The following is a 12,248-nucleotide window of genomic DNA, read 5'->3' as shown; positions in this document are numbered from 1 at the left end:
CTTGATCTGTTAGTAAAAAATACATCTTCTAGTCTTATTATAATATAACCGTTAAGCATTCATCATCCGTAAATACACTCTCTTTTGCTGCCGGAATCACATCTAAATAGTCTATTGTATTTGTAACAACTACAATCACAGTTGGATCATAGCCCTCTTTTTGAATCTCCGCAAAGTCAACCGTTGATAGTAATTGACCTCGTTCTATCATCGCACCTTGTTCTACGATCGTATCAAAATATCTTCCATCAAGTTCTACAGTGTCGATTCCAATATGGATCAGCACCTCTATTCCTTGTTCTGTCTTGATGCCGATTGCATGCTTTGTTGGAAAAACAGCTGATACTTCACCCGAAACTGGCGCAACAATTTGAGCATCGGTTGGTACAATTCCTATCCCTTTACCTAATGCTCCCGTTGAAAATGCTTGATCCTTGATTTCTGCCAAAGGAATTACTTTGCCTTCAACTACTGAATTTAGTGGAACTTTCTTTAACTGACTATTTTTTTCTGGTACTTTTTCTTTTAACAGATCTTTAGTCTGTGTTTCTTTTTCGTCTTGAGGAATCCCTAAGAAATATGCTGAAATTGTAGCTGTAACAAAGCCGATCACAACACTGATGATCATAAAAACTAAATTTGAAAAGTCTTGATTATCCGCATAAGATGGTAATCCCATCAAGCCCCAAACGATAGAATACGTTTTAACATTCGTCAATCCCGCAAACAATCCACCAAGACCACCACCGATCATAACGGCAATAAATGGTCTTCTAAATTTAATAAATGCACCATAAATAGCTGGTTCAGTCACGCCCATAAGCGCACTAAAGCTAACTGTTCCAAATAATTGCTTTTGTTTAGAATCCTTTGCTCTTAAAAAATACCCTAACATTGCACCAGATACGGCTAAATCAGAAATCGTCGCTGCTGCTAAGAAAATTGGATCATACCCCATTTTATTCACAAAGTTCAATGCTAGTGGCATCATGAAATTACCTGCCCCCAACATAATCAAAAATGGCTGAAATGCTGCATATAGCATCACAACAATCCAACTACCAAAGGTATTGTGAAGCACCTCAAAGAACCAGCCGATTCCATCACCGATCCAAATACCAATTGGACCGAAAATCAGTAAAGTCACAGGTAAACAAATCACCATGATCAATAGAGGGTTTAAAAAGTATTGTAAAAACTTGGGAACATATTTTTTTAGTAAAACAGTTAATTGCCCCATAAACCAAACTGCTAAAATGATTGGAATAAATGAATTTGCATAAACCATCTGCGGTAATTGAATTCCAAAAATACTCAATCCAGATACATCATTAATTGAGCTTGAAACTAGCGTCACTGCTAAAGCCACTGCTAAATAGGGACTGGCTTTTAATCGCTTTGCACATGACATTGCAATAAAAATTGGTAAAAAGAAGAAAACTGCTGAACGAATTGAATCCAATAGTTGATAGGTTGGACTATCAACTGAGATTAGCCCAGTTATTGAAAATAAAGATAGAAAACCTGCAAGCAGTCCAGATGCAATGATTGGTTCAATAACTGGGGTCATTGTCTCCGAAAGTAAATCCATTGCAGCTTTCAGGGGATTTTTTTTCTCTTTAATTTTTGATTCTTCATCTGAACTAGGCGTTAATCCTAGCATACTGATCAACTCAGCATGTACTTCACTAACATGTGTGCCTATAATTACTTGATAAGCAACATTGTTAGACACAACGTCGATCACTCCATCTAGCGCTTTCAATTCTTCTGTGTTGGCTTTTGTTCGATCTTTCAAAGTAAAACGCAAACGAGTCATACAGTGAACCACTGCCTGAATATTTTCTTTTCCTCCTACAAGGCGGATAATTTCTTCATTAAATGATTGATACTTCATTGTCTTATGTCCTCTCTTTTTGACTTCGATTCGTCACTCGATGGATATGGAGCATAAGATATGTTTCTTCATCGATCGTTAGGTCACAGGCGTACTTTTGCTTGATATAGACTCTGATTTTCTGAACACATTCATAAGATGAGGCATACATCAATTTAATTTGTTCGTTTAAATTGACGTCACTTTCATCATAGCTATTTTTAGTCATGACGCGTTGAATGAAATATTGCAGATGAGTCATCAGTCTCATATAATTCAAGGAGCCTTCATCTAATTTGAGTTGAAAATGGTACTGAATGATCGACAAGATATCTCTTAAGCTTTCCATGGAGCGGATCGTTTCGTCTAGATTATTCTTATCCTCTTGCAGATTGACAAAGTGCAATGCAATTGAAACAGCTTCGTCTTCTGGAAATGTCAATTGGAATTGTTCGTTGATCAAGTTCAATGCATACATGCCGATATCAAAATGCTGTGGATAAAATTTCTTCACTTCCCACGTTAAGGGACTACGGATAAATTGTCCTTTAGCTGCACGTTTCAATGCAAATTCAATATGATCTAGCAAGGTCAAACTGAGATAATCATTTGATTTCTCACCCAACTTTTCTTCTCCGTAAGCAATGATTTGATTCACTAAAGTGATATGACTAGCATCAGAATGGGACAATAAATAACTAAAATGCTCTAGCATATCATTCGAATCTAGAACATAAGTCTTTTCGATTTCATTTTCATAGATTACTTGTCCAACTTTCTTCTTGAATGCCAACCCTTTAGCATAAACAATAACCTCATTATTTCCTCTGCTCACGATTGCTACATTGTTGTTTAAAATTTGACTTACTTTCACTTGATTTACTCCTTTCCAGAAAAAAAACTCAAATTACCCAGGAAAGGACATTCCTAGGTAATTTGAGTTCTGCCTGCATCATTCAGTAACATACTCTATAAAATGGCTACATCGCCACTAACGTTTTTTTTCTTGTTCTTAGTATAATGCATTTCTTTTCAATATGCAACGCTTTCATCGGATTTGTAATGATGATTGATTCCTTATTTTAGGTCCGTACCGTTTGTTTCAATCACTTTTTTATACCAATAGAAAGAATCTTTTCTTGATCGATCTAACGTTCCTTTTCCTTCATCATCTAAATCAACATAGATAAAACCATAGCGCTTCGACATTTCGCTGGTACTTGCACTGACTAAATCAATACAGCCCCATGGCGTATATCCCATTAAATCAACGCCTTCATCGATTGCTTGCTCCATTTGTTCAATGTGGCTTCTTAAATAATCAATTCGGTAGTCGTCATGAATACTGCCGTCAGGCTCAACGACATCTTTAGCTCCTAAACCATTTTCTACGATAAATAATGGTACTTGGTAACGATCATACAATTTATGCAACGTAACTCGAAGTCCAATCGGGTCAATTTGCCATCCCCAGTCACTTGCTTTTAAATATGGGTTTTTCTTAGATCCTAACAAGTTTCCACCAGTGGTATCTCCCTCTTTTTTATGAGAAGCAATACTGCTCATATAATAACTGAAGGACATGAAATCAACGGTTCCCTCACGTAATATTTGATCGTCTTCCGTTTCCTTTTTGATCGTGATATTGTGATCACGGAAGAATTTATTCATATAAGTTGGATAATAGCCTCGAATTTGTACATCTGAATAGAATAAGTTCATGTGGTCACTGTTGACACTTTCCATCACATCTAGAGGGTTGCTCGTTTCTGGATAAGCTTCCATTCTAGCTAACATACAGCCGATTTTTGCATCTGGAATGATTTCATGACAGGCTTTGACCGCTAAAGCACTAGCAATAAATTGATGGTGTGCCGCTTGATATTGCGCTTGAAGCATATTTTTCTCCCCATCAGCTAAAATACCACCACTTAAATAACCAGTCATTCCAATGATATTGATTTCATTAAACGTCAACCAATAGTTTACTTTATCTTTATAACGATTGAAAAGAACGCGTGCATATCGTTCAAAGGCTTCTATTGTTTTACGACTTTCCCACCCATTTTGCTTAAATGCCAAGCCTAACGGAAACTCATAATGTGAAATCGTTACTAAGGGTTCAATACCATATTTCAAGCATTCATCAAAAACTGCATCATAAAATGCCAAGCCTGCTTCATTAGGTTCTAATTCATCACCATTTGGAAAAATACGCGGCCAAGAAATCGACAAGCGAAACGTTTTAAAACCCATTTCAGCAAATAACGCGATATCTTCTTTATATCTATGATAAAAATCGATTCCGTGACGTTTTGGGTAAACTCCTTCTTTATCATTCATTGCAAATTCAACGTCTGCCTTTGTCGTAGGTCGTAATAATTCTGTCATGCTTATACCGTTTTCTTTAATATAGCGAGCTGTATCTGCAGTTGACCAACCTTTACCGTCTTCTAAAAAAGCACCTTCGAACTGATTGGCTGCAGTTGCGCCGCCCCATAAAAAATTTTGTGGAAATCCACTCATATGTTTCCATCCTCTCAGTCATTGATTTAGTGTATAATTGATTTATTACCTTTATCTTAGCATGAGAAACCGTAAAGTTATTTTTTTGTTTTAGAGGTTATTTTCATTATTTTATTTCATTTTCATATTCACGAAAATATCTTACCGTAGAGGAGTTTTTTGATGCTTGATCTTTTTGATTTTCTTCATTATTTAAATACAAACAAACGAGATGCGACATATTCACGGATCATCATTTATCTCTTTACTCATCTTCATGAAATTCGTACATTGACTATCACCGAAATTGCTGAACGCTGTTTTGTTTCACCAGCAACCTTAACACGCTTCTGCCGACATTTTGGAATTGCAACTTTTGCTTCTTTACGGGAATCACTCGTTTCATTAGGAACGATGAAAAAGCATAGCGGCTTAAGAATGAAAGAGCAAGAATTGACCGACTTAAAAAACGATCCAAAAACTTATCTTGATTCTTATGCAGCAGAAATCATTACAGCTGTAAATGATGTTTTGCAAACGATCGATATTAAACAGGTCGATCAGATTCTGGCAGATATCCACCGCGCAGAGGAAGTTGTGCTTATTGGCTATAGCGCAACATTGGAACTTGCTAAAGATCTCCAAACTTCTTTTCTACTGAGCCAAAAACTAATTTTTGTGGGAGAAACTGAAGAAACCCAGCAAGCCTTTGTTGAAGATCTTAGCGAGAAATCTATCGTGATCGTGATTTCATCTTATGGTTCCTTACTCAATCGAAGTAGTGAATTAATGAGAATGATCAGTGATAGTCCTGCAAAATCAATTCTTTTAACGCAGCATACACAAAATACCTTGACGAATCAGTTCGATCTGTCTATTAATGTGACTACGACCAATTATGTCCGAATCGGTAATTATCCGTTAACTTTTTTTCTAGATTATTTTGTCCGACGGTATGCAAGTTTGTATCAATAATACATTAAATAAAAGGAGTTACTATGGGAATATTTGATTTTTTTAAACAGGAAGAACCTAAAGAGAGCATCAACTTGGATGATGAAGTTGCTAAAATCGTTGCAATTTATGAAACTTATCCTGAATTTCCAGTAATGTCAACAGACCGAAATGTTGACGACTGGCTAAAAATGATTGCTATTGGCACGGCTAAAATCGTTCCTAAAGAAAATATGATCAGAAATGCTGATGGTTTGCTACCTGGAGAAGTTCTTTTACTTGATTGGCTCACTGAAAAAGATTCTACGACTGCAGTCTTTCCAGATTTTTTTGAACTTGAGTTTGGGATCGACCCTATAACAAATACTGATCGGTTGTTGTTTGCTGATTATCTGGATATTTTGAATGACGCGTCTGTGATTAATTATTGGTCACTATTTCAGCTAAATGAAGTTCTAAAAGAAAACGGATTGATACAATGTAACACCAAAGAACAAGCAATTCAATTATTGAAAAAAGAATTTACAACTGACTATATTATGAACATGGTAGATCCAGGAATTTATATTTTGATGGATAAAGGGCAAGCGATCGTAGAAAAATATGCTGATTTTATTCATGATTACTTGGATACGCCACCGAAATAAAGAGGTTGAGATAAAAGTCGATTAGGTTCGAGCAATTGAAGTAAAAAGCGAACAATACAAAAAATGTATTGTTCGCTTTTTGCGAAATTGCCGAAAAACCTGACTTTTGGCCATCGTTTATTAAGTTTTAAAATGCGGAACAAAACTGAGTTTTAGTTTTGTCCCGCACTCTTTATTTTACCTTGTTTTTTCTTGTTCTAACCAACTAATTCCCAAGGTCCCCATTGTTCTGTTCCCGGTACGTTGCCTTGAGTCCACCATTTTGCTTTGTACGTTTTTCCTTGATACGTCACTATATCTCCACCATTATAGGCTTTAGCAGCATCCCATTCTTTGCTTATAGGAGGCGTTGTGCTTTCTTTTGTTTTCACAGCAACTGAGTTACTATCTGCTGAAAGATTCCCGGCTGCATCATATGCTTTCACAGTGTAATTATAGGCTGTGTTGGGTTTCAAGTTTGCATCTGTGTAAGTTGTTTCAGCAACCGTTCCAACTAATACGCCATCGCGGTATACTTTGTAGCCAGCTAACTTCACATTGTCAGTTGAAGCTGTCCAGTTTAATGCGACGCTAGATTCAGTAATTGCTCCAACTGCTAGGTTGGCAGGTGTTGATGGTGGTGTTGTATCCGATGGATCTGGATTGACTACGCCACCGCCATAAATTGTTTGTTTGCTGAGTTCTGCTCCATTTTTGGCAATTCGTTGCGTTAGTGAAATACTACTGATTCGATTTACGTCAACCGCTGTGGCACTTGATTTTAATCTAAATGTATAACTTGTTCCTTGTGGAATTTGTTGTGCATCGTAAACGGATGATAAATCTACGACCACATTTCCATTTTCTACCGTTACAGTTCCAGCTTTATAATCTCCCGCAGTCAATGTTTCTGCTGCATTAATCGGAATGTATAGTTTAGGTAATTTCACTGTTTCAAAAGCTGCTTCTACCGCTTTTAAGACATCACTTGTTTCGTTTGAAGTCTCATTATTTTTTACAGTGATTTCATATCCAGCACCATTTTCATTGTATGGCGTGATTGTTGCTTTGACATTTAAATCAGCATAAACTGTTTTATTCCCTGGAAGTACAGCCGTACCGAATAAACCTGTTTTAATGGCTTTTGTTAATTCATCACGTTTTGTTGTATCGGTCGCTTTATCTTGTGACTGCATCCAAGAAATCACGCCGCCTAATTGGTTATTTTTCACATATTCTGCTTTATAGCCAATCGAACGAGTATTGTCATACGTGTAAAATTCTCCTGTTTTTTGATTGTACATATATGGAGCTTTGGCTACATCATCCCAATACTCTTTTAAATCAGGAGATTTTATTTTAAGATCGGCAATGTTGCGATATGGCCAAACACCGCCTGCACGACCACCATCACCTGACTTCAATGGATTTTTATTGTTAGCACCATAGGTTGGCGATAAGTCTGCATCTTTATTATTTTTTTCTGCTGCTTGGAATAAACCAGGATGCGCAGCATCTGTTCCAGCCGCTACTTTATTCCAACCACGTGTATAAAAAGCTGCTCCAATTACGATTTTACTTGCTGGGGCGCCGTTTGTTTGTAAGTATTTGACTGTTTGATCGACAGAAAAACCATTTGCATAATTAGGATCTGCAGGATTACCGTAAAGTGCGCTGTGATGAGCACTATTTGGTGTCCAAGCGCCATTCATATCATAGGTCATTACATTGGCAAAATCGACTACTTTAAACAATTGTGCCACATCTACACCATTTTTCAAGGTATTTTGTGCAGCTGGCAGTGCAACGGAAAGTTCATAGGTTTTTCCTAACTCTTTCCCTTGTTTATCGATAGCAGAACGAATGTCTTGTAGTAGCGTGATAAAATTTTGTTTATCTTCTGGTTTTGCATGAGGTGTTCCTTCGTCATTGGTATTATCAACTTTGTCTGGTTCACGAACAGACGCAGGATACTCCCAATCTAAGTCAACAAAATCCATATTAGTATACTTGATAAACTTAGCGATATTGCTGACAAAAGTTGCACGTACAGCTGGATTAGCAGCTACATCAGAAAAATCTCCTGATTTAGACCAGCCACCAATTGAAATACCGATTTTTAAATTAGGATTTTTTGCACGAATGTCTTGGATTGCATTTAAAACACCTGCACTAGCACTATTCCACTGAACGCCTTCTTGTCCAACGGGAGCTCCAACTGCGGCATCTTTATCAGTAAACTTCAAATTGCCACTACTGTCAAAATCTAAAAAAGCATAGTTTAAATGAGTCAACTGATCTGCAGGAATATCTTTTGGATAAAAGTTATCCTCCCCTCCCCATATCGACCAATCCCCATAGTACATGACATTGCGGTATTGAGACGGTTCTGCAGCTTCTACAGTCTTAGTGGGTACTAATACAGATAAGGATAAAACCAAACTTGAAACAACAAGTACCAAAACAGATAAAACGTTCATATTTTTTCTAAACACTTTTTTCAAACTTTCCACCTCGTTTTAAGTTTTTTTTACGCTATTTAAACATCCACATTTGACTCTGCTTCCTTCACTTAAAAGAAGGAAACTTTTTTAGAACTACACCTCCCGCTATTCGTTTCATTTCCCTTATAATAATATAACAATTAGATTGCAAACGCTAACAATATACTCTTTCAAGCGATATTTTTTTATTATTTCAAAAATATTAATTGAAGTAACAAAAAGTGTGGACCACGCTAAGAATCAGCCCACTCCACACACTCTATTCAAACTGGAAAAAATACAACTGTGCCCTTATCTCTTCTTGTACTTTTTTATTTGTTTTCTATTTTAATAAATGGCAATGAACCATCGGTAAAAATTTCGTCTCCACCACCGTTACGTCCATGATAACTCGTAGTAAAATGTGCGACTAATTCAATTGAGACTGATTGCTCTGAACGTTCAAGCAACTCTAAAACAAAGTCTCGTTCTTGGTCTACATCAGAATTGATTTTATGAGTGATTTGTCCTGTAAAAAGCGAAAAACCAACTTTTTTATCATAAGTTGCAGCCCCTAACCAATCCGCTTTTCTGCCACCAGGTAAATACCAGTTTTTTGGCGTTTTCCAAAAACGAACATGATGTCTTCTTCTGGGATTATTTTCTATCTCTCGTTCAAATGCTAGATCTTGCTTTTTATTAAAAAGAAATAATGAACTTACCGGAGCTTTAGGGTAGGACTTAGCAAGAACACTAGCAACAATCATTCGTAAGCTTGATTTTAGTGTTAATGGTTCTGCCTTCATCCAACCTGATTTTATAAAAAGTTCCTCCAGTTCATCTTCTGTTCCAATAAATGCAAGATTGATTGGATCACCAAGCAGACCATCACTTGTTCTAGCGCGACCAATAAAATAATCTGGTAAATAGCGTCCTGTCATTAATTTATTAATAAAAGGAAGGATCAAATAGGAACTAAACAACCAAAAAAAGATATAAAGGAAGATATGGATTTTTCTTGTTAAAATTTCGGATAATAATGACTTATAAACTAAATAACCAATAATGGTAATAAAGATAAACCTAACCAACCTAAACGCACTATTTCGTACAGTCTGCTTCTTCATTTAGCTCCTCCCATTTTCTTCTGGATCATAAGGAGCATACTGACTATAATTATCCAACTCACCTTCAAACACCTTATTGGCAAAGCTACTATATGCTCCTAGTCCCATTGTACTAAGATCTGCAGTCGTTTCCGCCATATTATTTACAATTTTTGCTTGATATTCCCTTGCAGTGATCACAGCTCCAGTTTTGAGATTCTTATAAAATTTCGGCATATTCCTTCATCCTTTCTTAGATCAAGTGCATTTAATTAAATTATACTCACTTCTGAGATAAAGTCGCCTAATACCTTCTCCATTGCAAAAAAAGTCTAGGATATGACTCTATGAGCCATATCCTAGACTTTTGACGTTTGGTTACCACATTATTTTCTAAACGTTGATGTGAACATCTTCAGTTAAAAAAAGTTAATCTATTAATAATGGTTTGCTTAATACCAACCATTCGCCATCCAGAAAGCTTGTGCTGCTTCCCATGATCCATAACGTCCTGCTACATAGCTATCTGCTACTCGTTCTTGGTTGGCTTCAGAATAGTCACCATTTAAATAAGAGGCATCTAATTGATATCGACCAATATACTTACCATTAGTTGCTGCATAAGAACCGCTAGATTCTTTTTGTGCGATCCATTCTTTTGCAGAAGAACTGTCTGCTGCTACTGTTGGAGCAGGTGCTGCTTCTGTAACTGGAGTTGGAGTTTGTTGTACTGCCTCTACAGTTGGTGTTTCAGCTTCTTGTTGAGTCGGTGCTTGAGCTGCTTCTTCAGCTGTACGAATTACTAATTCTTCTCCTTCAAAGATCATATTTATATTAGAAATATTATTATCTTTTGCAATTAGATCGATCAAGCTATTGTCTCCATTAAATTGATGAGAGATAGTAGATAATGTATCTCCTGATTTTACTGTATATAAGCTATCAGCGTGTGCGTCAGTCGTTCCCATAAAAATGCCAAATCCTGCAGTCAAAGTTGTTGCTAATAAAATCGTTTTAAGTGATTTCATGTTGTTTCTCCTTTGTAAAAAATATTTTCGTCGTTTGTTTATCGACTTTGCATACTTTAACATCTAAAAATATTTCATAGGTGAAGATCCAGTAACAATTCGTTACGAGTGTTTTCATTACGTAACAGCTTGTAAAATACAATCAAAAAAACACTTGTTCGCACTGAGTTTGTCTCTATCTTGTTGAATGTAAAAAATCATGTTTTTTTCTGAAATTCTACTCTTCTTCAGTTCAATAACGATTGTCATATTACAAAATTCTAGAATTATTACAAGGTTTTGGCTAAAAACTTTTATTAATTATCACTTTTCTTCCATCAATTTTACGTCTTTAAGAAATTAAATCAGACTAAAATCGACACTTTATCCTCTTTTATCCATACAAAAAAAGCAGAAACATCTCTAGCTTAGCTAGCGTTTCTGCTTTCTATTAATGATCATCCATTAAAATCTTTCTGTTCGATTACTGATTCTAATAGTCTATTTTCAGTTTGAATAATATCAAAAAATGCACTAATTTTCTCTAATTGTTCATAATCGATTTGATATAATTTTACTCTAGGTTTAAAAAATAGGAAGCCTTGACGAATTTTTACGCGTTCGTTAATCAAATGACATTGCTCCATCATTGATTGTAAATCCATCTCTGATACACTATTTTTTATTTTTTCAACACGGGCTCGTTCATAAACCCATTGATCTTTTGTTACAGTCATTCTTTCAGTAATCGTGACCAACTGTCGATTCAAGCGCCATGATTGTTCAATAAACTTCGCTTTTTTGTACAAATCATCATACTGGATCAAATCAATTCGAACAGGCTTATACCAGTCTTCCTCATCAATTGAAGTTTTTTGATGTTTTTTGAATCTTTTTAATCCACTAACGAGTAAACTATTTTCTATGGCGAGCAGCTCGTACTCCAATTTTTCTTTTGCTACCCGCACGCGTTCCTTTGACGCCTTTTCTCGCTTTAAACTTTCTTTTAAGAAAAGTACTTCACTCTCATCTGAACGAACAAGCGCAGTTAGCTCACTTTCATTATCTGGCTCAATTTCAATTCTTTCCTCTTCCCCAGATTCATCCTTCTCCAAAAACATTGAATCTACGTCCAACGGAGGTTCAACATTTTCTTCTATTGAAACTTCTACTGGAAAACTAAGCGTTTCACCAGTTAATGGAATATTTTCTTCTTCTTGGAAAATAGAAAGGAGTTTTGCTTGTAAAATACTACTAACAGACTCACTTTTTGAATAGCCCATCTGTTCTAGGCTAGCTGAAACAATAAACTGAATCGGTTCTTCTTCAGAATTAAAAGAAACAGGAATCAATTCACAGAAATATGTACTAAAAATCCCATCGACTTCTTCCACTATTTTTGTCCAAACAAATTGTGGGAAAAGTTCTTCCAACTCTTCCAATAAAACATCCCAATTTAATTGAGTTTGAAAAAACTGAATTTCCACATGTTTTTTAATAGGCGAAGAAATAACTTTTCGGGAAAGTTCATCATTTTCCCGAAAAGTAAGAAAATCTCCTGTTGAGCGTTCATAGAGTGTTTCACATGCCTCAACGATTTCTTCTGTGTTGTCTTTTTGATAGAGAACGGTTCCCACAGTGAATGGAATTGCCTGTTGATGAAAAAAAACATCGAAATAATCATTCATTAT

10 protein-coding genes are annotated in these 12,248 nt (G+C 36.0%); 2 read left to right on the top strand and 8 right to left on the bottom strand.

What is annotated here, in order from left to right; all coding sequences use genetic code 11:
* Positions 1–37 precede the first annotated feature (37 nt).
* The 3 genes from AC4BB7_RS02780 to AC4BB7_RS02770 all read right to left on the bottom strand — a co-directional run bounded on the left by AC4BB7_RS02780 (position 38) and on the right by AC4BB7_RS02770 (position 4,402).
* On the bottom strand, positions 38–1,897 hold the full coding sequence (locus tag AC4BB7_RS02780) for a beta-glucoside-specific PTS transporter subunit IIABC (RefSeq protein WP_490484346.1): 1,860 nt from the start codon (positions 1,895–1,897) through the stop codon (positions 38–40).
* Between the two features lie 4 nt (positions 1,898–1,901).
* A complete protein-coding gene (locus AC4BB7_RS02775; protein WP_086315407.1) occupies positions 1,902–2,750 on the bottom strand; it encodes a PRD domain-containing protein in 849 nt (282 codons plus the stop codon).
* Between the two features lie 203 nt (positions 2,751–2,953).
* Positions 2,954–4,402, bottom strand: coding sequence for a glycoside hydrolase family 1 protein (locus AC4BB7_RS02770; protein WP_490484345.1), 1,449 nt, complete (start codon positions 4,400–4,402; stop codon positions 2,954–2,956).
* Positions 4,403–4,564: 162 nt separating this feature from the next.
* On the opposite strand from AC4BB7_RS02770, the gene AC4BB7_RS02765 reads away from it, so the two are divergent.
* Together AC4BB7_RS02765 and AC4BB7_RS02760 are read left to right on the top strand one after the other, a co-directional pair.
* Positions 4,565–5,356, top strand: coding sequence for a MurR/RpiR family transcriptional regulator (locus AC4BB7_RS02765; RefSeq protein ID WP_086315405.1), 792 nt, complete (start codon positions 4,565–4,567; stop codon positions 5,354–5,356).
* Between the two features lie 23 nt (positions 5,357–5,379).
* Positions 5,380–5,982, top strand: a complete 603-nt coding sequence (locus tag AC4BB7_RS02760) for a hypothetical protein (RefSeq protein WP_490484344.1) — start codon at positions 5,380–5,382, stop codon at positions 5,980–5,982.
* 197 nt (positions 5,983–6,179) lie between these two features.
* On the opposite strand, the gene AC4BB7_RS02755 is transcribed toward AC4BB7_RS02760, so the two are convergent.
* The 5 genes from AC4BB7_RS02755 to AC4BB7_RS02735 all read right to left on the bottom strand — a co-directional run bounded on the left by AC4BB7_RS02755 (position 6,180) and on the right by AC4BB7_RS02735 (position 12,245).
* Positions 6,180–8,465 (bottom strand): glycosyl hydrolase family 18 protein, encoded by a 2,286-nt coding sequence (locus AC4BB7_RS02755; protein WP_490484343.1) that lies wholly within the window; start codon positions 8,463–8,465, stop codon positions 6,180–6,182.
* A gap of 311 nt (positions 8,466–8,776) precedes the next feature.
* The gene (locus AC4BB7_RS02750) at positions 8,777–9,571 is read right to left on the bottom strand and encodes an LssY C-terminal domain-containing protein (RefSeq protein ID WP_490484342.1); all 795 of its coding nucleotides are present in this window, start codon (positions 9,569–9,571) and stop codon (positions 8,777–8,779) included.
* The gene (locus tag AC4BB7_RS02745; protein ID WP_086315401.1) at positions 9,572–9,787 is read right to left on the bottom strand and encodes a hypothetical protein; all 216 of its coding nucleotides are present in this window, start codon (positions 9,785–9,787) and stop codon (positions 9,572–9,574) included.
* Positions 9,788–10,002: 215 nt separating this feature from the next.
* Positions 10,003–10,578, bottom strand: a complete 576-nt coding sequence (gene apf / locus AC4BB7_RS02740) for an aggregation-promoting factor (RefSeq protein ID WP_086315400.1) — start codon at positions 10,576–10,578, stop codon at positions 10,003–10,005.
* Positions 10,579–11,015: 437 nt separating this feature from the next.
* Positions 11,016–12,245 carry a hypothetical protein gene (locus AC4BB7_RS02735; protein ID WP_086315399.1) on the bottom strand — a complete coding sequence of 410 codons (1,230 nt, stop codon included), beginning with the start codon at positions 12,243–12,245 and terminating at the stop codon, positions 11,016–11,018.
* Between the last annotated feature and the right edge of the window lie 3 nt (positions 12,246–12,248).

The organism is Enterococcus sp. AAFC-DPL-5182, from assembly GCF_058216605.1.
Note: the sequence above shows the minus strand (reverse complement) of the source record. Positions and strands in the feature narration are given on the sequence as shown.